The sequence below is a fragment of the Enterococcus innesii genome (genome assembly GCF_022846515.1).
Taxonomy (GTDB): Bacteria; Bacillota; Bacilli; order Lactobacillales; family Enterococcaceae; genus Enterococcus_D; species Enterococcus_D innesii.
The window spans coordinates 3,448,155-3,469,487 of sequence record NZ_AP025635.1 but is presented as its reverse complement, the minus strand read 5'-3'; the positions used below and the strand labels follow the sequence as shown (position 1 = coordinate 3,469,487).

Sequence of the window (21,333 nt, the reverse complement as noted above, 5' to 3'; positions counted from 1 at the left end):
AGCTTTATCTACTGATTTTGCGCAACCGCTCCTGAAAGCTCTGCTTCTAGTTTTTTTCTTGCCAAAAATGAGTCAATGCTTTTGATAACTCTTGCGGTCGACGAATCTGCAAGGCATGCTGCCAATGCAGTGGGAAAAGTTCTTGGTAACGCGGTGTCCGAAAGCGCTGATCCAGCAATAACACCACGCCGCGATCGCTGACATCCCGGATCACTCGACCGGCTGCTTGCAGGACTTTATTCATCCCGGGCAGCTGATAGGCATACGCAAAGCCAGCTGCCTTTTTTTCATCGTAATATTCCCGAATCAATTCTTGTTCGTGATTGATTTGCGGCAGTCCGACACCTACTACTGCGGCACCGATCAAGCGATCGCCTTTTAGGTCGATCCCTTCAGAAAAAATTCCTCCAAGGACACAAAATGCCACCAATGTTTTTGGTTGACTCTCTTGTTTATCTTGAATTGTTTCTAGCACGGATGATTCTTGCTGATTCACGGATTGAAACTTTGCAAGAAATGCTTCACGTTCAGCTTCATTCATAGCTGTCCCCTGAATCAAGACCTCCACCTCTGGCGCCTGTTGAGAAAATGCTGCCGCCACATCATCCAAGTAACGATAAGAGGGGAAAAAGACCATATAGTTTCCCACTTTCGCCGCGGTCATTTGCTGGATCGCATCAACGATTGCAGGAATGCTGGCTTCACGTTGGCGATACGTCGTTTGGATATAGTCCGCAATAAAAATTCCTTGATTTTTCGGATCAAAAGGACTTGGCAAGCGATAGCGCAATGCTTCATCACCACCACCTAGGACCTCCTGATAATAAGACAAGGGGGTAAAACTTGCAGAAAACAAAAGACTGGCCTTGCCCTTATCTAACACAGATTCGAGAAACGGCGCTGGTTCGATGCAAAATTGCCTTAGTTTGATATCATAGCGGTCGATCTCCACCGTCGTTTCGTAGTGATCATCATAAAATTCACTGATCTTCAAATAATGGTTAGCTTCAAAATACACTTGCAACACTTCTTCTTGCAATTCATGCTCAGGATTTGCCGGCAACCATTCCTTCATCAATTCAGCTAATTTGTAAAGCTGGTTGACCATTGTATCATGAGGAGCCGCTTGATGATGGTACTCCCATCCTTCCTCTTTTGCTAATTGGGCTATAGTCACAAATTCTTTATCAACTTTGTTTAGTGCTCGTTTTAATTTCTGTTGATCTTTCGGCAGCTTCTTCTTTAATTCCTTAAATGGCTGTCGCGAGATTGTTGCGGAATACATTTCTTTTGAACGGTTAACTAAGTTATGGGCTTCATCTACTAAAAAGAGATACTCTTCTTCTGGCTCTTCAAAAAATCTCCGTAAATAAACGGTTGGATCAAACAAATAATTATAATCACCTATAATGACATCGCAAAAGACACTGACATCCAGTGAAAGCTCGAAGGGACAAACCGTATGTTTCATTCCATAAGTCTCGATCACTTCTCGGGTTATTTGGTTTTCGTGATGCAACAGATCCCACAAAGCTTCGTTGATTCGATTGTAATAGCCTTGTGCATAAGGACAATGCTCAGGCGTACAATTTCGTTCATCCAAAAAGCAAATTTTGTCTTTGGCAGTGATCGTGACACTCTTAGTTTCACTACCATTGTCTGCTAACTTGCTCAATGCATCTTCAGCCACTTGTCTGGTGATCGTCTTCGCCGTCAGATAGAAGACCCGATCAGCCCCTTCTTCCCCGAGAACTTTTAATGCGGGAAACAATGTTGACATGGTTTTTCCAGTTCCAGTGGGCGCTTCCGCAAAAAGTCGCTTGCCATTTTTTAGTGTTTTATACGCCGCCGCTGCTAGTTCTCGCTGCCCTTTACGAAAGGTTTCAAAAGGAAAAGACAGCAGCTGCAAAGATGTATTTCGGACACGACGCCAATTCTCTTTAAAGACTAGCCACTTATGATACTCCTGAAGTAGGTCTTTATAAAAAACTGCCAGTTCTGAAAACTGAAACGTTCTTCTCGTACGAGTAATCTGCTTTTCAGTCGTTTGATAATAAGTCAATTGTACGGCAATCCGATCGATTGGCTTCTTCGCTTCTTCTTGATCAGCAGAAACGGCTTCTTTTTTCTCCTGATCTTCACTCTCACTAAGCGCTGCTTGTTCATTTTCTTGTAGTAAAAACAAATAAGCATAAACCATTCCCTGGGCAAAAAACAAATCGATTTGATCATCAGGAATATCTTCGAAAGCTGGTTCTGAAGTTTTGATCTCATCAATCACCCAAGAATCAACGGAAGCATCAAAAAAGAGACCATCGGCACGTCCTTCGACAGTGATGGCATCTTTCTCAATTTGGCTTTCTCGTTTGAAGAAGACTTCTTTTTGATACCCATCCCCTGCCTCTTTTTGTAGTTGGCGATGGATCCGGGCGCCTTCTTGCGCGGTATGATTACTGACTTTGCGGCTATCAATATCGCCTCGGCGCAAAATAAATTCTACGATTTTTCTAACCGCAACTTTTCCTTTATACACGTGTTCACCTTCTTGTTTGCCATTATAGCGGATAGTTTGCTTTTGGAAAAGCGAACAGAAACAGCTTTTCGTCCTCTGCGAATGGTATTTTCTCCAAACAGGTTTTATCCCTAAAAAAACCACTTGTGGCAAAATGCCTACTCATCAAATAATCAACACCATTTCCACTTCCAGAAAATGGGTTTGTCGAAAGTTTATAAAAAAACCTACTCTACTCACCTAAGCAAGTAAAGCAGGAATATTTTTTGAGGAAAATTATTGATCCACCTGAATATCATAACTGACACCATTTTGGTCATAAGCTTGTTGATTGTCTAAATCTAAGGTGAACTCAAAGGTCCGTCCATCTGCTTTGATCGTCAAATGCTTCCCTTCAACCGTGTAGGATGCATCTTGGTAGGTGATCTCATAGATTTGATAGGGATCATTCGACAGCTGAACCTCTGAATGGGAAAAATGTCGCTGAAAATCACTTTCGATTTGGCCTTCATACAGGGTAACATCGCTGGCGCTGGCAGAACTATCCTCTAAATCCGCCATCGGCAAATACTGCTTAACGATCGTCAATTCATTCTCATGAAAATCATAAACCCCTTGGCTTTGCGGAAAGATGACACTCTCATCTTGGATCAGCATTAAATCAAGGCCGCCATTTTCAACCGCTTTCGAGGCGGAAGTAACGGTTTCAGAAACTTCTTTTGAATCGTCGATGGCTAACTCCTCCTGGCCACAGCTCGCTAAAACGAATGCGGCGAAGCATAGAGTCAACAAAAATTGCAGCGATTTTTTCATAAAAACACCTTCTTACAAAAAAGTTGATGTATACCAATCAAAACTAACGCAAGATAGAGATGACACATTTTCCTCGTAGTTGGTCACGAAGAATGTTCATAGTTCCGTCAAAAACTAAACCAGTTTCAAACGAATCACACGCTTTCTTATTTTAATTAGTATAACAGCAGTTTTTTGCTAGTGCGGTTTCTTAGAAAAATATTCGAATTCCCACAATAATTCTAAGCTTTTCTCTCATCAAACTATTTTTTATCTGACCACTTGCCTCAGAAGGATCAGTCACAGCATCTTCACAAAATAAAGTTTATCTGTACCAAGCACTGGTGTATCAGAAAGTACACCAAATGTTTCGAAGCCTGCTGCTTGATAGAAATGCGGCGCTTGATAGTCTTGGGTGGTGACTGTCACAGAACGACATCCTGCTTTTTTCCCATAATCAAAGAGGGCTTGAATCAATTGTTTCCCTATTCCTTGATTTTGATGGTCTGGATTGACTGCCAATAATTGAATATGGATCGTATTGCCTGTACGTTTCCCAATCAATCCACCGAGTTGATCCTGATTGTCAAAAAAAGCCAAAGAGAGCTGTTCTTGATCGGAAAAGGCACTCACTGCCTCTGTTTTTTTAGATGAATGATTGAGCCATTGACAGACTGCCTGACGATTGTCTTCTACGTTTATCGTTTTTATCATTAATTTTTCACTCCTAAAAACCTTTCTTTGTTTCCTCTAATACTTTAAGCTATACTTATAGTCAGACACAAGCATTTGTGATCCTAGGAGGTTTTAGCATGAAAATCATTGGTTTAGTGACAGGGCCCGTTCAAGAAAATTGTTACCTTATTTGGAAAGAAGATTTTTTGTTGATTGTTGATCCTGGAGCAGAAGCAGCGAGATTGATCGCTGAGATCGAAAAAACCGGCGCAAAACCAGCAGCGATTTTATTGACCCACACTCATTATGACCATATTGGCGCAGTTGACCATTTGCGGGATTATTATCAGATCCCCGTTTACGTGAGTCCGCTCGAGCAAGAGTGGCTGAGTGATCCTATGAAAAATCTTTCTGGACGCCATCCTGAATTAGGTCCCATCACCGCACGTCCAGCAGAAATTGAGCTTGAACTGAAAGAGTATGAGATAGCTGGTATGTCCTTTAAGGTGGTTGCAACGCCGGGTCATTCTATCGGCAGCGTCAGTTTTATTTTTGACAAGTTTGTCGTTTCCGGAGACGCCTTATTCAAAGGCAGCATTGGGCGGACAGACCTGCCAACCGGAAATTTGGAACAATTGCTGACCAGCATCCAAACGCAACTCTTTGTTTTACCGAATCAAATGGCGGTCTATCCTGGCCACGGGGAACCAACAACGATCGAGATTGAGAAACGGACCAATCCGTTTTTTAACGCATAAACATATGACGAATCAAAGGAGGAATAACTAGTTATGGCAAAAACGGAATTGTATGTCGTGCGTCACGGGAAAACAATGTTCAACACATTGCAGCGGGTGCAAGGCTGGTGTGACACACCATTAACTCGAACCGGTGAACAAGGCATCCACTATTTAGGACTTGGATTACGGGATGTAGATTTTGTGGAAGCAGTATCCAGTGACAGCGGCCGAGCGATTGAGACTATGCGTTTGATCTTAGGTGAACATGTCCGCGGACCGGAAATCCCTTACCATATCGACAAACGGATTCGTGAATGGTGCTTTGGCTCCCTTGAAGGGGCCTACGATGCAGAGATGTGGGGCGTTCTACCAAGAATCCTTGATTTTCCTGATTACGATGAGATGATTGCCAATCATGTCTCGTTTGAGGCGATCGCCAATGCGATTTACCACGCCGATACAGCCAACTGGGCAGAAACCTTCGACGTTTTGACCGAACGTGTGAAAACCGGTTTTGAAGATATCGCCTATCGCGTTGAGAAAAAAGGCGGCGGGAATGCGTTAGTTGTATCTCATGGCTTAACGATCGCTTTTCTTTTGCATTTGATCAATGATGAGAACAATGTTCGTATGGATATTGAAAATGGTTCGGTCACTCGACTGATCTACGAAGATGGCAGCTTTACGATCGCCGAAGTTGGTAACACAGAATACATCAAAAAAGGCTTGGCGCTCTCTCAAGAGCTTTTATCCTAAAGAAGAACGTTGAACAACAAATCAATTTCTTTAATAAAGGAGCAGTTTTTGATTTAAAAACTGCCCTCTTTTTTTAGGAAAAAGATTGGTATTCGAATCAGGAAACGGTATACTAAGAGTTGTATTTTGTCATAGAAAGGACTGGACCAATGTTTTTTACAAATTTTATAAAAGCGATTTTATTTGGGATCATCGAAGGGATCACGGAATGGCTGCCAATTAGCAGCACCGGTCACTTGATTCTTGCCGACGAATTTATCGGTTTGAATGTTACCCCCGAATTTATGACGATGTTCAATGTTGTCATTCAATTGGGCGCGATTTTAGCAGTCGTCTACTTATATTTCCATAAACTAAACCCTTTTTCGCCGCAAAAAAATGAGATAGAGAAAAAAGATACGTGGACGTTATGGTTTAAAGTTATTGTTGCGGTCTTACCATCAGTTATTATCGGATTGCCGTTAGATGATTGGTTAGATGCGCATTTCTACAATTTCTTTTCGGTTTCGATCGTTTTGATCGTTTATGGGATCGGCTTTATTGTAGTTGAAAAACGAAACAAAAATAAAGCACCAAAATGCACCGATTTGAACAAATTCACCTACAAAGCGGCTTTGATCGTCGGCATGTTCCAAGTATTGGCATTGATCCCAGGAACATCTCGTTCTGGTGCCACCATTTTAGGTGCTATCATGATTGGCGCTTCTCGCTATGTGGCTGCTGAATTTTCATTTTTCTTAGGTATTCCAACCATGTTTGGTGCCAGCGCATTAAAAATTTTCAAATTTTTGAAAGATGGCAATGCCTTTGACTTTCAAGGAACCGTCATCTTACTGACAGGAACCATCGTATCATTCATCGTTTCGATCATTGCGATCCGCTTCTTGATGAATTACATCAAACGGAATGACTTTACCGTTTTCGGATGGTACCGTATCGTTTTAGGAATTATTTTGATTGGCTATTGGCTGATCCAATTATAAGCAAAAAGAGCAACTATTGGGCATTTCAATGCTGCAATAGTTGCTCTTTTTTCGTTAAGTAGAATTCTTATTCCATCACGTGTTTTTGATTACCATACCGTCAATAATATCAACCGCACTTTCGGTGTCGTTGATGATGGATTCAAAACGATCATAAATATCTTTCCATTTAATGATTTCCAGCACATCCGTTTCGTCTGTAAACAACGCTTTCTTCATTTTTGAATACAAAAGATCTGCTTCTGATTCAATCGTATTCACATCATTGATCATTTGACGCAACGTTTTTGAATTTTTGAACTTAGGAAATTCTTTTAAGGCCGTTTCAACGCCTTGTGTCGCTTGAACGATCATTTCAGCAAATAAGTTCGTCTCGGGGCGGATCTTCGTAATGACCAAATTCTCAAATAAATAAGTCAGTCCCATAATGCCATCCAAAATATCATCTAAGCGCTCAGAGATGACCAAGATGTCTTCGCGATCGATCGGTGTGATAAATGAGTCGTACAACTCATTCGTTAGCTCAGCGATCACTTTATCCCCTTCTTTTTCTAATCCATGAATCTCGGCTGCTGCTTCACTTAACGCTGTTTCAGAGTAATCATTGATCAACAGCGAAAAACGTTTCGCAGCTAGATGACCATTTGTGGCCAACTGCTCCATTGCTGCAAAATAATCGAATCCTTTTTTTCGTGCCATTTCTTTCTCTCCTTACAAAATTAGCAATAAAAATTTGACCATTAGAAACGCAATCAATCCACAGCCAGGAAAGGTTAAAATCCAAGCATAGATCATTTCTTTTACAATGCGCCAATCAACGCTAGAAAAACGCCGAGACGCTCCAACGCCCATGATAGCGGTCGTTTTCGTGTGCGTTGTTGAAACTGGGATACCAAATACAGAAGACAAGAACAAACAGATTGCTGCAGTAACATCTGCAGAAAAGCCTTGGTATTTTTCCAGCTTTACCATATCCATTCCCACTGATTTGATGATCTTCATCCCACCGACCGATGTACCGATCCCCATGGTCAATGAGCAAAGAACCATCACCCACAGTGGGATCGCAAAGCCATTACCAGTCTTTTCAGCAAGATTGTTGTAAAAAAGGCCTAACATGAACACACCCATGAATTTTTGTCCATCTTGGGCACCATGCAAGAAGGCATTGGCACCAGCCGCAATGGCTTGCCCAACCGTAAAAATTTTGTTGGCTTTTCGCCGTTGCGTATCACGAAAGAGCCAAACGATCAGTTTTGTGATCAAAAATCCACCAATAAACCCCATTAACGTAGACACTACGAGTCCGATCAAGACTTTCAGCCATTCTTCACCGTTGACTGCATGTAAACCACCCAGGGCCATGGCAGCTCCTGTCAATCCCGCGATCAATGCGTGAGATTCACTGGTTGGGATCCCAAAGTACCAAGCAGCGACCGTCCAGACGACAATCGAGAATAAAGCAGCGGCTAAAGCAATCTGCGAGACTCGAAAGCTTCCACCTGAGTCAAATGTCACAATGTTGCTGATCGTTTCTGCTACTTGCGCATTAAAATACGTCATCACCAGTACACCTAAGAAATTCATGACGACGGCCATGCCAATGGCGATATTTGGACGCAAGACTCTTGTTGAGACCGCGGTTGCAATAGCATTAGGAGCATCCGTCCAGCCGTTGACGAAAATCACCCCTAATGACAAGACAATCGTTAGAAACAAAGCGATATTCACATAGATTCCCCCATTTAAAAATTCCGAAGTAATCATAGCATAGAAAGCTCTTTCTGTGTAAACTTTTTATAACTATTCTGTAAAAAATGTGTAAAGAAGTATTTTTAAATTCCATAAAGTAAAAAATAGCGTGGCCGAAAAATCATTTTTTTGTGTTAAGTAAAATTTCTTTACAACTTTTATTGCAATCACTCTTGGCATTAGGTATAATGACTAGTGTTGATTTATACGTTTTCTAAACGTAATTGAACTTTTTTTTCGGAGGTGAAATACATGCCAAACATTGAATCTGCAATCAAACGTGTTCGCACAAGCGAAGCGGCTAATGCTAAGAATTCATCTCAAGTAAGCACAATGCGTACAGCAATCAAAAAATTTGATCAAGCTGTTGAAGCTGGTGCTGATAACGTAGATGCGTTATATAAAGATGCTGTTAAAGCAATCGATATGGCTGAGACTAAAGGATTAATCCACAAGAACAAAGCTAGTCGCGACAAATCTCGTTTAAGTAAAAAAATTGCAAAATAAGCAAATTAAGAAAGGCGCAGCAATCGATGATTGCTGCGCCTTTCTTTTTGACTTACTGTTTGCCATGTTTTAAAACAAATAGCTGGAACAAATACTCTTTGTCCATCTGACCACTTTTTACTAAGTAATCATTTTCGATCAATTCACTATATAGTGCTGCTAATTGCTTTTCTCCAAACCCACGAGCTTGCTGCATCGCTAACTTCACTCGGTACGGATGAATCCCCAACGTTTCTGCGATATTGGCTTGCTGGTAGCCAATTTTCATCAAAATCGCCGCCTGTAACAGCAGACGGACTTGGCTGATCAAGATAGCATTGATCTTGATCGTCTCTTCCCCTTGCAATAATAGATCGTCATACAAGCGCAACGCATCCGATACGTTCCCCTTTAAGACATCGCTGGTTAATTCAAAGACATTGTGTTCCAACGTCTTAGGGATCAACTGCAAGACGATCTCTTTCGTGATTTTATTGCCGTTTCCTGCATACAATCGCAGTTTCTGTAACTCCTGCATCGCTTTTGAAAGTTGCAGATCCGTTAACCGTAAAAACAAATCAAACGCCTCTCGGCTCATCTCGATGCCGTCATTGGCCAACGACTGTTGAAGATACTGACGCACGTCGGCTTCTTTCATAGGTGCGACATCAATCACAACTGCGGCTTTCTTCAGCTGCTTAGTAATTTTTTTCCGTTCATCTAATTTATCGACATCTGCAAAAATCACCATTACCGATGATTCCAATGGGTCTTTGATATAATTCAAAAAATCATCTAGGTCATGCTCAGGTGCATTGCTCTTTTTTTCAGCCGTTAAGAAAAATGGCCGCTCGACGAAAAGTAAGCGCTGATCGCCAAAAAAAGGCAACGATTGGGCTTCTTGGATCACCATATCAAGGGGATCTTTCTCCATGTCAAAGGAAGCAAAATTCAGATCATCTTTCCCAACGGAAAAACGCTCCAAAAAGGCCGTGCGAACTTGCTCTTGTAAAAACATTTCACTGCCGATGACTAGATAAATCGATTGCAACTCCTTGGTCCGAATTGCTTGCAACGCTTTTTGTAATTCCATCGTTCCCCCCGCTTTCATTCTTATCCTACCATTAGTCAATCGGATAGTCTAGCAGCGTTTTTATCAAAAATGATTGTTGTTTTTCAGACCAAATAAATTGGATCATGCCCTGGTGATCCGTTCGCAAAACGGTCTGATTTGCCAACGTTTCCAGCACCTCTTCATGAGGATGCCCGTACCGATTGTTCCGTCCACTTGAAACGATCCCGAATTGGGGGTCGATTGCCGCAACAAACTCAGGTGCCGTCGAGGTTCGACTGCCATGATGCCCTAGTTTCAATACATCAACTTTTAAATTCGGATAATCATGAATCAACTTTTTTTCCCCTGCTTGTTCGAGATCACCAGTAAACAAAAATGTTTTATCCCCTACCTTGGTTTTAATCACCATCGAATCTTCGTTTTGTCCTGCACCTGATTCTGGTGCCAATACTTGCAACTGAAGGAAATCACCTACCACCTGGCCAACCGTCGTCCAAACAACGCTTGTCTGCTTAGGCAGTTCGTTTAATAGCTTGGCAATCCGGTGATCTTGTTCACTTCCTGGTACAAGATATAACGTTTCAACGGGGATCGCCTTCATCAATGCTAGTGCGTCCCCCATATGATCCGTGTCCCCATGAGTTAAAAACAAACCAGTAATCTTCCTGACTCCCTCCCCCTTCAAAAAAGGAATCAATGTAGATTCCGCGGCAGCTTGTCGTTTACGCTCTTGCCAGGTTTCTTTCGGAAAAGACAGAGACCCTCCAGTATCGATCACATAAACTTCGCGATTTTTTTCTGCCTGTAAAACAATGCTGTCTCCTTGCCCAACATCGACATAGCTAATCGTCGGTACAACGCTGTTTTTTTGGTAGACCGTTGGTATAACGAGTGAGAAACAGATCACCAACAACCACCGTGTCTTTTGATAAAAAAACAGGCCAAGCAGACAACAGATGCCAGCCAATCCCACAGGTATAGCACCAATTGTCAGGGAAATGCCCCCAACAGCGCCTATAATTATTTCCAAAAGCAGCAAAAGTCCTTCGAAAAGGACAATCAGCCCCCTGATGGGTGGGAAAAGTTTACTGACCATAAACAATAAAAGACATGCTGGTAGCAAAATTACTTGAAAAAACGGCAGAAAGAAAAACGTCAATAAGCCGCCAAAGAGCGGAAATTCATAAAAAACTGCGACAATGATGGGTGCTGCAAGTACAGGTAAGAATTGGCAACACCAAAACCATGACCATCCAACTGGTCGTTGCATCAGTAGCAAAAACGTCATCAAAAGGCTTAGTTGCCCCGATGTTTGAAGCAATACTTTGGGATCAACGAATAAAAGAGCCGTTAAGACAATCCCATAGCGATCACTCCCCGATAGGCGTTGAGGAAAAAGGGCGTTCACTTGATTAACAGCCAATGCCAAGACGGCGCGCCATACACTAATGCCACCCCCACACAGACCGATCGCCCCTAAGAAAAAGACCACCAAAGGCAACAACATTTCTTTTTGCGTGAAACCCAATCGGCATAAGATCTCGCGAAACCATTTGAAAAATAAGACGACATGCATTCCTGAAATCGTAAAAAAATGCAACAAGCCACTTGCACTGTAAATTTGTCGCACCTCTTGAAACGCGTGATCTTTAAAACCAAAGAGCAATGCATTGATATAGGTAGCGGATCGTTCAGGAAAGATTCGTTGAACAGAAGAAATAACATCCGCTCGAACTTTTGCAAGCGAAAAGCCTGAGTCTGCTGCTTCCATTCCTACCATTTGTTCGATATGGACTGTGCCAATAATTGATCGACTGGCTAGATAGGCAGAATAGTCAAACCCGTGGCGGTTTCGTGGTTTTTCAGGAAGAGAAAAAAATCCTTTCACCAGCAGCTTTCTTCCCCAATCGGATCGATCCTGCCATTGCTGTTTTTCAGTCTCTGAAGAAATCGTGTAACGACCAATCACTTTACCTGCGGAGGATTTTGCTTCAAACGTAAGCAGATCACCATTGATTTTGATCGTGTCTGGCAGCACATTGACTACCCCTCGATACTCACCTTCTTGTATGTCCCCAGTCCGAAATAGAGAGACGCGGACACTTAACAGCAACAGTCCGACAAAACAAACCATGCACAAAAATGCCTGTCGTTTTAAGACAAGCATCCCGAAATAATAAAGTGCAATGAATCCAAGTAGGATAGACTGCACATAGTATGCAGTCACCGAACAAGCGAAAATAATACTAAGAAATAGAAATGAATCAGTTCTCTTTTGTTGGTTGTGCATCATTTAGCACACCAAAGGATAGTTTTTCGAAGTACACCGGATCGAGTTCAACTTGGTGGACGGAAGCACCTACTTGTTGAATCAATTCTAGTGCATACTGGTTGTTACGATAATCATTCAAATAATGGATCTTTTTAACACCTGCTTGCAAAATGGCTTTCGTACAAGGAAGACAAGGAAAATGTGTTACATAGATTTCAGCATTCTCTGTCGATACCCCTAATTTTGCACATTGCAGTAATGCATTCATTTCAGCATGAATCGTCCGAATACAATGATCATCGACAACATAACAGCCATCGTCGATGCAGTGTACATCGCCACTGACTGACCCATTGTAGCCTCCAGCGATGATTCGGCGATCTTTGACTAATGTAGCGCCGACTTCAAGTCGGGAACACGTACTGCGTAAAGACAGTAAAACAGCTTGCGCCATAAAATACTGGTCCCAAGGGATTCTCGTATTGCTCATTCATTTGCTCCTTTGCGATTGATTAGTTCTATTCTAATCGAATTTCTTGAATTTTCAACCGTCATTTCTTAGTATTTCTTACTTTTATTTGGTTCAGTCCGTCACTGTAATCATCTCTTTCAAGGACTCAAAGGTCTTCTCTCCGATGCCTGTGATCTTTTTTAGGTCATCAATCTGTTTAAAAAAGCCATATTCTTCGCGGTAAGCGATGATTGCCTCTGCTTTTTTGGCACCCACGCCTGGCAGTTCTTGCAGTTGCTGCGCATTGGCTTGATTCAGATTGATTTGTGTCACTGCTGTCTGGCTGCCACCTACTCCTGAAGCATTCATCTCCATAAACGCTTGATCCTCTTTATGAGGGACGATCACCATCTGTTGATCTTGCAACACCTGTGCTAAGTTTATGGCTGTTTCTAACGCCTCTTCTGTCAGACCACCTGCTTGTTCGATCAATTCATACATCCGTGCACCTGATTTTAAACGATAAATGCCCGGTTGGTGCACTTCTCCTTTGACATCTATAACGATCTCATACTCTTCATCGTGAAGACCATCTTCTTGAAGGGTTCCACCTTCCCCCATTTCAGACGATTGACCTGCTGCATCTGCCATTGAATGCCAGTTTGTTTCTTTGTTCTGCGAAAACGGCACAAACCAGATAATCAACAAAACCACCAGCACCGCACCTACAAGTGCAATCCGCCAGTAATCTTTAAGCATTTTCCATCGATCCATTTTCACCACCTCATAGATGAAATACGCAAAAAGTAATCAAGGACAGAAAAAAAGTCAACACTTTCCACGTGTCGACTTTTTCACTAGTTAAGAGTTTCTGTTTCACGCAATTCAGGAATTCACGACGCCGAGCCTCGATGATACAACGTTGTATAATAAGGCTGTTCGCTGGTATCGATCGCAATACCGATCCCCAGGTAGTCATACCCTTCAGTTAAGATCGTTGCCCGATGTCCTTCTGAATTCATTAAGCCTTGGTGAGCGTAAATGCTGCTGGCTTGGCCAAATGCTAAGTTTTCTCCTGCGGCGGTGAAGCTGATCCCGTCTTCTTGCATCCGATCAAAGGGGCTTGACCCATCCAAAGCAATATGATCAAAATACCGATTTTCAGCCATATCTTGGCTATGCTTACGGGCAGTCTCACTTGTTGCAGCACTAAATTCTAATGGCTCCAATCCAAATTTTACTCGAGTCGCATTCGTAAGTTCAAACAGCTGCGTACGCAGACCGCTTAATACCGCTGTCTGATTTTGCCTAAAATCATCTGCATGCAAGACCTCTAGCTCTTGATTGATGATTTGGATCGCGGTCACTGTGTCTTCGGCATGAACATCATAGAAAAAAGTAATCAATTGATCATCATGTAAGAAGAGATCATAGTTCGCATCTGGCTGGATTCGATACCGTCGTGATCCTCGTTGAAAACTTTCTTGACGCGTGCCCATCTGATTACGAACGCTGGCTTTTGAAGACCCGATTCCTAGCGTGTCATCGATATGCAGGGTATCTTGGTTCGTATAGATTCCTTGCGCGATATCATTCTCATCATACATCACCATCATGAAGTTACGAAAATCATCGTGGTAGGATGTCCACGTTAATCCATACCGATTCGCTGATTCATTGATTGCTTCTCCAAAGGTTTCTTCAATCACTTGTCGTGATTCATTGTATAAATGTGTCTGAGCAGGCGTTTCTTCCGCTTGTCTGTCTGAAGCATCTTGTGAAAGTGAAAATCGAGAAGAGATAGTTTGAGTGATCTCGTTGAGGCGGGCATCCCGAAAGGCCAAACGACCGTCATGCCATGTGATCATCTGGCTTGCAAAATAAAGAAGCCCAATGAGAAAAATGCTTTTGAATAAGAATTTTAGTTTTTTCATACGACTCCTCCGTCAATGATTTTTTTATCTGCTAGCTGTAACGCGATTGGTGATCCACTTCACTCATCCTTAGTTTAGATCGCTGAAGAAGCCTTTTTGTCTTTTCTAAAGACTATCATTCCTGTGGGAAGTTGACCAGTTGCAGCATGAAAGTTCTTAGATGGTCTATGTCTTTTTAAGCTCCTGTTAAGAAACTTTTTTTAATCACGAAAACTTTGCAGTGCCATCGAACGCTCCATCAAAGGATTGGCGATTTTAGCCAATGTATGACGATCGTACTTTTCTGGACGTTTGATGGTGAGGTAAAGAATAAACTGTGGATCATCCGTTGGATAGATCGAGACCGCCGAATAAATATAATCAAACTCTCCTGTCAGGTAGCCTTGACCATTCTCATTGGCAATCTGAGCTGTCCCAGTTTTGACAGAAATCTCATGGTTCGTTAGTTGGTATACATCATAAGCGGTGCCATAACGTTCATCCGTCACTACATCGGTCATGTATTCCAATACAGCATCAGCCGCTGTTTGTGAAATAGGCTGGGAAACGACTTCTGGAAAAACTTGGGTCTCTTCCCCCACTTGCCGAATCAATTGGGGACGAATCATCTCGCCACCATTGGCAAATGCACTAAATAACTGCATCATCTGCATCTGATTAACACCAATCGCATGACCATATGAACTCATAGCTTGATCAACCCGATTTCTTGAAGGTAAGATACCTGGTACCTCACCGAAAAGCTCACTTCCAGTAACTTTCCCTAGTCCAAAATCAGCTAAATACTGCGCCCATATTTCACCGCCGATCCGCTGCTGAAGACGAACCATCCCTGTGTTGCTAGACCAAGCTAACGCTTGCCGCATCGTCAGCTCACCATTTGACCCTGAGTCGTGGTCACTGATGAGTCGATCTTCAATCTGCATACTCACTGGATTATAACGTTCCGTGGGATCAAACACTCCTTCATCAATTGCTGTCGCAACGGTTACCAGCTTCAAAGTCGAACCAGGTTCATACATCTCTTCTGTGAAAAGGTTGCGCCATATAAAATGCGCATCATCAATCCCCTCTTGGGTCTCTGGATGAAAAGTCGGTCTTTGAGCCATCGTTAAAATTTCACCCGTTTTGGCATCCATTAATAAGGCAGTTAAATTTTCTGGCCGCGTTTCTTCCAAAACTTCATCCATCAGAGCTTCAGTGAATAACTGCAAATGCGCATCTAATGTCGTCCAAACATCTTGTCCGTCAATGCCTTCTTCAACCGTTTGATTGGTTGCAGGAACAGGATTCCCTGAAGCATTGACTTGAAAGGACTCTCGCCCGTTTTGATTGCTCAGGAAATCGTTCATTACATATTCTAACCCAGATACACCGACACGAATCTCTTCATCATCTGAGGTCGTGCCTATCAAATGTGAAGAAAAGATGCCATTCGGATAGCTGCGACTTGTACGAGCATCGAAATAAATGCCATTGATTCCAGCTGCATCAAGTGCCGATTGAATTTGATTTCTAATAGTCACACTTAGACCACTCCCCACACTGCCAAATTCCACTTGATATGCAGGTGGTTCCGTTTGATTCACACCGTTTGTCAAAATAGTCAAAACTTGATCGTTTGAAATAGGTAAATACTCTGAAAGAATCGTTGCTGTTTCCTCAAAATTCTCTCTACCTAGATACATAGGTCGTCCATTATCAATGTAATCTTCAGAAAGAATTGCTCGAACAGTATAAGAAAGAACGTCTTGTGCAATCACAGACCCTTGTCGATCAAAGATTGAGCCTCGCTTTGTTTCAATCGGTCTGGAACGATAATACAAATGTTCTATTCTTTCAGACAAAGAGACGCCTGCAATGACGCCAATTTGAACAATGTAAATCAGACGTGCAGAGAACCCCATAAAAAGTACAAAACTGATGATGTACAACCAATGACCGACTAGCTTACGATTTTTTTTCGCTTTATTCTTATTTAGCATGCTTGAGTCATGCATCGTAAAAGCGCCCCTTTCGATCGAATATATCTCTATAGTATTGGGTATTTGTGATAATCCTGTGAGGGAAAGAACAATTATTTTTCAAAAGGGCATTTCCCTGTCAAACTAACCAGTACGCTGTGATATAATTTAAAAAATATAATTTATTTATTAGGATGTGACCAAAATTGCAAAAATTATTGATTGTTGATGATGACACCCATATGCGTGCCTTAGTGAAAACCTATGCGGAGATCGAAGGCTACCTTTGTTTTGAAGCATCAGATGGAAATGAAACACTGGAAAAACTAGCCAATCGTTCATTTGATTTGATCCTCTTAGATGTCATGATGCCGGGAAAAGATGGCTTTCAGACGCTTTCGGAAATCAGAGGGAGCTGTAACACGCCCGTCATCATGATTACCGCTCGAAAAGAAGAGTACGATAAACTCTTTGGCTTCAATCTTGGTGCCGATGATTACATCGCTAAGCCATTTAGTCCTAAAGAGTTAATGGCTCGCATCAAAGCTGTGTTGAAACGGAGCATTCAGTTTCAGTTCGAAAAGATCGTTTTTGGTGATCTCGAGGTCAATGTTTTTTCACATACCGTGACGATCAAAGGGGAACCTTTGCCGCTAACACCGAAAGAATTTGACCTGCTGGTCTATCTAACGAAAAACAATCATATCGCATTGAGCCGAGAATCTATTTTGGAAGGTGTCTGGGGCTTTGATTATTTTGGTGATACCAGGACAGTGGACACACACATCAAATCGTTAAGAGAGCGTCTAGGCGATTATCGAGAATTAATCCAGACGGTTTGGGGGGTAGGGTATAAATTTGATTATGAAGACTAGTCGGTTAGGATTCAATTATTTCAAAAGCAAATTACTTATTCGACTTTGGTCCGCCAATATGTTGCTGGTCATCATTGGTATCGCTTTTTTATGGACCGTTCAAATTTTACTCTTTGAACCAAATTATATCAACACAACGAAAGAATCACTTCTGGAAACCGTTCAAGAAACAGCTACTTCTCTTGAAGATATGGCAGTAGATCCTACTGGTTTACCAGATGAGCCATTACTTTTCCTCAGTAAAACAATTGTTGGAACTCTCTTCTTAATTGATGATTCCGGTGAAATCCTTTCTGCATATAATAATGGACAGAAACTGAACATAGACGGGTTGAAAAACGAATACAACTGGTTATTATCACATGCGCCAACTGTCCTCAATGGGGAGAGTCTTAGTACCGTAGAAGACTTTGAAAAATCTTCTGCCATTCTTATTGGCGTCCCTATGACTCTTTTCCAACGTCCAGCTGCCCTTTTGCTTTCAAATACCATCACTCAAATCGAAGCGCTTCAGAGGTTGAATCGTCAACAGCTCTTTCTATTCACCATCATATTAACTATTTTTGCGTCAACAATCTCCTTTTTTTTGGCACAACATTTTATTCGTCCAATCAAAACGATCAAAGAAGCTATCGTTCGCCTAACGAAGGGTGAACTTTATTCAGTGCCAAAACTCAACCGTGGAGATGAATTAGGAACACTTTCTGAATCAGTTGCGGATTTAAGCACAGAACTTCAGCGAGTAGACGTGTTGCGAAAAGAAGTGATTGCCAACGTTTCTCATGAACTACGCTCCCCCCTTGCGTTAATCACTGGTTATGGGGAGATGGTCCGTGATGTATCTGGAAGCGATGAACGACTTCGAAAAGAACATATGGACCTAATTATCAGCGAAGCCCACCGTATGAGTGCCATGGTCGATGACATCATGGATTTCTCTATTATGCAAGCAGGCTATACACAACTAAAAAGTGAAGTTTGGAATACATACGAGGTGGTTTCCTCCGTCGTTGCTTACGCAAGAGGGATCGCCAATCAATATGACATCACTGTCGATTTTGAAGCAGATCGTACGAATGGAAATGCTCTTTTTGATCGCATCAAAATGGAACAAGTTTTGCGTAATTTAATAAACAATGGCATCAACCACACACCAAAAAATGAACGACTCTTGATCAAATTGACGAATACAGCTGCAGGAACAAAAGTTGCTGTCATCAATCCTGGAAAAGATATCCCTCCAGAACAACTCGAACTTATTTGGGAAAGATACCAACGCGTCCAACATCAAGCAGGCCATAAAGAAGGAACAGGCATCGGCTTAGCGATCGTGAAAACCATTTTGACTTCTCATGCCTTCAATTATGGCGCTGAGTCGAAAAATGGCGTGACTTGTTTTTGGTTTGTTGTGCCGAGACTAGAAAACCCATGAAAACCACTTTTATACAGTCCATCATAAGTAATGGGTGACTTACTTTTTGAACAAAAAAAGCCTTGATTTCTCAAGACTTAATGATTTCCTGTATTTCAGCCATTGATTGGACGGTATGGTCGGCAGATACATCTTTTAAGATACCTTCTATATCATAAAAAATTGTCTTAACACCTGCTCCTTGTCCTGCAAAAACATCCATCGTACGATCGCCGATCATGACAGTTTGATCTTTGTCCAGCTGATATTTCTCGACAAGATAAATTAATGAAGTCGGATCAGGTTTACGGGGAAAGTTGTTTTCCGGTCCTACAATCTCAACGATCAGGTCTGCCATCTGTTCTTTTTCTAACAGTTCTTTCGTTGAGATAACATCACGGTGGGTCAAAATGTAGTTCTTGCCACCAGCAGCAACCACAGCCTCTAATGTCTCTTTTGTCCCATCGAAAGAAAGAGGCAGTCGATCATCTAATGCTTCATTTGCTTTGAATGCTTTAGTGAACTCTTGGAAATCTAAGTTGTATTTTTCAGCAACTTTTTTGGAAGATGAATCTTTCAAAATATAATAAATCTCCGCTGGATCTGGATCGAAGCCATACTCTTTCAATGTCTTCAGAAAAGCTTTCAACATGATTGGGTAGCTGTCATAAAGTGTTCCGTCAAAATCCCATATGTAAGATTGGTACATGATATCCCTCGTTTTCTCCCTTTTTCAGATGAATGAAACTTCCATTCATTTTCTGTAACTCTAAAAAGTTTACCACATTTTGTTAGGTTTGTCTTTTTTATCAAGGGATTTCCTCCACGAGAAAAAACGCCATTGACCATGCAATCCTTCCGCTTGCACAAACCTACATGCAAGCGAATGTATTGCAGAACAATGAACGTTCCTCACTACGAAAAATTACCAGCTACCAGAAACACCGCCACCGCTGCTACTTCCTCCGCTAAAACCGCCAAAATCATTCGAAGAACTTTGCGTATCGGCAATGACTTGTTCTTGATGGGTCACATGATTATTCATCATCACAAAGAACAACGCCATATTCATCCCATGCGGGTCATACTCTTGGCGAGCATTATTTAAAACGGCTGCTCGATCAGAAGCATCAAATGAGGATAATTTGTTTGCTAAATCTGGGTGATTTTGATAAACCTGTTTCAAGTCAACTTGGAACAAGGCATCTGTTTTCACTTCCGCTAGAACATTAGAAACTTCTTTCGGAATGGCTTGTACCATCTCAGGATAGGTCGCTTTTTCCGTCACAAGTTGAGCTAAATAACGCCCCTGCTCATTGCGTCTTCTGATCTCTTCTTTAGCTTGCTTAGCTATTTCTGCTCGATACGCATCTGCTAAAGGCAAATTCTCAGGTAACACCGCATCAGATAAATCATAGTCTGCCATCCGTTCAGACACTTCCCTGCCTAATTGGGCTTCATAGGTTTTTAAGGTGTCATGTTGTGTAAGGATCACCTGACCGAAATGTTTGACCGTGGTTTTTTTCTTCATCAGCAGATTTGAAAAATAGGCCCCAATTGCCGGATTCGTCAAGGCATGTTGGATGACTCGTTTATCTGCTGTCGACAATCCAGTGACCGAACTCAATTTCGCTGGCACGTAAGTACTCGTCACATACTGCGTAAATGCTTGTTGACAATCTTTGGCTGTCTGATACTGATGGTAACGCTGATAGTTCTTTCTATTGCTAGCCCATTTCAAGAAATCTTTCTGTTGGAAGTGACTATCTTCTAACAGATGTTTCGGCAACGGCAGGTGCTCCGCAAAACGCTGTTTGGTTTTAAGATGACGAAAACTAATGAACCCGACAAGGCCTGCAGCTGCTGCCGCTACAACACCACTAATGATTTTTCCAATAGTGAACCACATCTGCTTGTTGGCTTCTGCTTCTTGTGCCTGTTTTTCTGCTAACATTTGCTTGCCATCTTGATAGATCGTCCCTAAACCAATCGTTTCATCCGCTTCTTTCATGCGCTGATAGACTTCATTAGAAGCTGCCAATATCGCTGTATCATAATCTTCATCTCGTAATGCGTCTTTGGCATCTTCATCCACTAAATCATCTTCCGATAGCTCACTGAAGACATAGGATAGTCCATCGCCATAACCCAGACGAAATTCACGATCATCAATAGCAAAGAGAAACAATAGTCCATTATTATCCTCTGGATTTCCTAAACCATACTCATTGAACAGTTCCAAATTACGCTCTTCAATCGATTGCCCATCTAAGGAAGGGATTGTGATCACAGCATATTCTGGCGCTCCGGTCAATGATTGGAACCCCTCTTTATTCAAAGCATCGATCTGTTCGATCGTCTCTTGTGAAAGGACCCCGGCATCATCACGAACAAATGTCTGTCCAAAGGCAATTGATGGTTGAAGGACAAAAAATCCCATCAAACCAATAAAAACCAACATCCCAAGTTGGAAGATTTTCTTCATTTTACCACCCCTTTTTATCGTGTTATCTTTCATTGTATTCGATTCCAAACAAAAAAACATCCGTCTTAGGAATGAAAAAAATAGTAACAGGACCAAAAAACCTTTAAAAGACAGCATTCTGATTAGTCTTTTAAAGGTCACTTCATCATATTTTCTTACAAAATGAACAC

At 41.9% G+C, this 21,333-nt stretch carries 19 protein-coding genes; 6 read left to right on the top strand and 13 right to left on the bottom strand.

Going from position 1 to position 21,333, the window contains the following annotated elements; translation table 11 throughout:
• Positions 1-46 precede the first annotated feature (46 nt).
• From ENLAB_RS16180 to ENLAB_RS16170, 3 genes are all read right to left on the bottom strand, one after another.
• Positions 47-2,533 carry an ATP-dependent DNA helicase gene (locus ENLAB_RS16180; RefSeq protein ID WP_244352016.1) on the bottom strand — a complete coding sequence of 829 codons (2,487 nt, stop codon included), beginning with the start codon at positions 2,531-2,533 and terminating at the stop codon, positions 47-49.
• Between the two features lie 255 nt (positions 2,534-2,788).
• Positions 2,789-3,325, bottom strand: coding sequence for a hypothetical protein (locus ENLAB_RS16175; protein WP_077453725.1), 537 nt, complete (start codon positions 3,323-3,325; stop codon positions 2,789-2,791).
• Positions 3,326-3,604: 279 nt separating this feature from the next.
• A complete protein-coding gene (locus tag ENLAB_RS16170; RefSeq protein ID WP_086292459.1) occupies positions 3,605-4,018 on the bottom strand; it encodes a GNAT family N-acetyltransferase in 414 nt (137 codons plus the stop codon).
• Positions 4,019-4,116: 98 nt separating this feature from the next.
• Between ENLAB_RS16170 and ENLAB_RS16165 the strand changes: the two genes are divergently transcribed.
• The 3 genes from ENLAB_RS16165 (at position 4,117) to ENLAB_RS16155 (ending at position 6,458) form a co-directional block, all read left to right on the top strand.
• Positions 4,117-4,737: an MBL fold metallo-hydrolase gene (locus tag ENLAB_RS16165; RefSeq protein ID WP_077453727.1), complete on the top strand. Its 621-nt coding sequence runs from the start codon at positions 4,117-4,119 to the stop codon at positions 4,735-4,737.
• A 33-nt stretch (positions 4,738-4,770) separates the two neighbouring features.
• Positions 4,771-5,475 (top strand): histidine phosphatase family protein, encoded by a 705-nt coding sequence (locus tag ENLAB_RS16160; RefSeq protein WP_077453728.1) that lies wholly within the window; start codon positions 4,771-4,773, stop codon positions 5,473-5,475.
• A 149-nt stretch (positions 5,476-5,624) separates the two neighbouring features.
• A complete protein-coding gene (locus ENLAB_RS16155; RefSeq protein WP_005236259.1) occupies positions 5,625-6,458 on the top strand; it encodes an undecaprenyl-diphosphate phosphatase in 834 nt (277 codons plus the stop codon).
• Between the two features lie 75 nt (positions 6,459-6,533).
• Here the strand turns inward: ENLAB_RS16155 and ENLAB_RS16150 are convergent, their stop codons facing one another.
• Complete coding sequence (locus ENLAB_RS16150; RefSeq protein WP_077453729.1) at positions 6,534-7,157, bottom strand: DUF47 domain-containing protein; 624 nt, start codon at positions 7,155-7,157, stop codon at positions 6,534-6,536.
• A gap of 12 nt (positions 7,158-7,169) precedes the next feature.
• A complete protein-coding gene (locus ENLAB_RS16145) occupies positions 7,170-8,225 on the bottom strand; it encodes an inorganic phosphate transporter (protein ID WP_081118972.1) in 1,056 nt (351 codons plus the stop codon).
• 237 nt (positions 8,226-8,462) lie between these two features.
• Here ENLAB_RS16145 and rpsT point away from each other — a divergent pair, with 237 nt between their 5' ends.
• Positions 8,463-8,717 carry a 30S ribosomal protein S20 gene (gene rpsT, locus ENLAB_RS16140; protein ID WP_005230162.1) on the top strand — a complete coding sequence of 85 codons (255 nt, stop codon included), beginning with the start codon at positions 8,463-8,465 and terminating at the stop codon, positions 8,715-8,717.
• A gap of 52 nt (positions 8,718-8,769) precedes the next feature.
• Here the strand turns inward: rpsT and holA are convergent, their stop codons facing one another.
• The 6 genes from holA to ENLAB_RS16110 all read right to left on the bottom strand — a co-directional run bounded on the left by holA (position 8,770) and on the right by ENLAB_RS16110 (position 16,428).
• Complete coding sequence (gene holA / locus ENLAB_RS16135) at positions 8,770-9,789, bottom strand: DNA polymerase III subunit delta (RefSeq protein WP_286088808.1); 1,020 nt, start codon at positions 9,787-9,789, stop codon at positions 8,770-8,772.
• Positions 9,790-9,820: 31 nt separating this feature from the next.
• On the bottom strand, positions 9,821-12,064 hold the full coding sequence (locus tag ENLAB_RS16130) for a DNA internalization-related competence protein ComEC/Rec2 (RefSeq protein WP_369522121.1): 2,244 nt from the start codon (positions 12,062-12,064) through the stop codon (positions 9,821-9,823).
• A complete protein-coding gene (locus ENLAB_RS16125) occupies positions 12,036-12,533 on the bottom strand; it encodes a ComE operon protein 2 (RefSeq protein ID WP_140966294.1) in 498 nt (165 codons plus the stop codon). The genes ENLAB_RS16130 and ENLAB_RS16125 overlap by 29 nt, the downstream gene beginning before the upstream one ends.
• Positions 12,534-12,626: 93 nt before the next feature.
• Positions 12,627-13,268 carry a helix-hairpin-helix domain-containing protein gene (locus tag ENLAB_RS16120; RefSeq protein ID WP_244352014.1) on the bottom strand — a complete coding sequence of 214 codons (642 nt, stop codon included), beginning with the start codon at positions 13,266-13,268 and terminating at the stop codon, positions 12,627-12,629.
• Positions 13,269-13,387: 119 nt separating this feature from the next.
• Positions 13,388-14,428, bottom strand: coding sequence for a CAP domain-containing protein (locus ENLAB_RS16115; RefSeq protein ID WP_244352012.1), 1,041 nt, complete (start codon positions 14,426-14,428; stop codon positions 13,388-13,390).
• A 200-nt stretch (positions 14,429-14,628) separates the two neighbouring features.
• Entirely contained in the window at positions 14,629-16,428 is a 1,800-nt protein-coding gene (locus ENLAB_RS16110; protein WP_244352010.1) for a penicillin-binding transpeptidase domain-containing protein, read from the bottom strand.
• Positions 16,429-16,598: 170 nt separating this feature from the next.
• Between ENLAB_RS16110 and ENLAB_RS16105 the strand changes: the two genes are divergently transcribed.
• Both ENLAB_RS16105 and ENLAB_RS16100 read left to right on the top strand, forming a co-directional pair.
• Positions 16,599-17,267 carry a response regulator transcription factor gene (locus ENLAB_RS16105; protein ID WP_140966298.1) on the top strand — a complete coding sequence of 223 codons (669 nt, stop codon included), beginning with the start codon at positions 16,599-16,601 and terminating at the stop codon, positions 17,265-17,267.
• The gene (locus tag ENLAB_RS16100) at positions 17,257-18,699 is read left to right on the top strand and encodes a sensor histidine kinase (RefSeq protein ID WP_244352007.1); all 1,443 of its coding nucleotides are present in this window, start codon (positions 17,257-17,259) and stop codon (positions 18,697-18,699) included. The genes ENLAB_RS16105 and ENLAB_RS16100 overlap by 11 nt, the downstream gene beginning before the upstream one ends.
• A gap of 70 nt (positions 18,700-18,769) precedes the next feature.
• On the opposite strand, the gene ENLAB_RS16095 is transcribed toward ENLAB_RS16100, so the two are convergent.
• Together ENLAB_RS16095 and ENLAB_RS16090 are read right to left on the bottom strand one after the other, a co-directional pair.
• Positions 18,770-19,387 (bottom strand): HAD-IA family hydrolase, encoded by a 618-nt coding sequence (locus tag ENLAB_RS16095; RefSeq protein ID WP_244352005.1) that lies wholly within the window; start codon positions 19,385-19,387, stop codon positions 18,770-18,772.
• 216 nt (positions 19,388-19,603) lie between these two features.
• On the bottom strand, positions 19,604-21,196 hold the full coding sequence (locus ENLAB_RS16090) for a TPM domain-containing protein (RefSeq protein ID WP_369522120.1): 1,593 nt from the start codon (positions 21,194-21,196) through the stop codon (positions 19,604-19,606).
• Positions 21,197-21,333 lie beyond the last annotated feature (137 nt).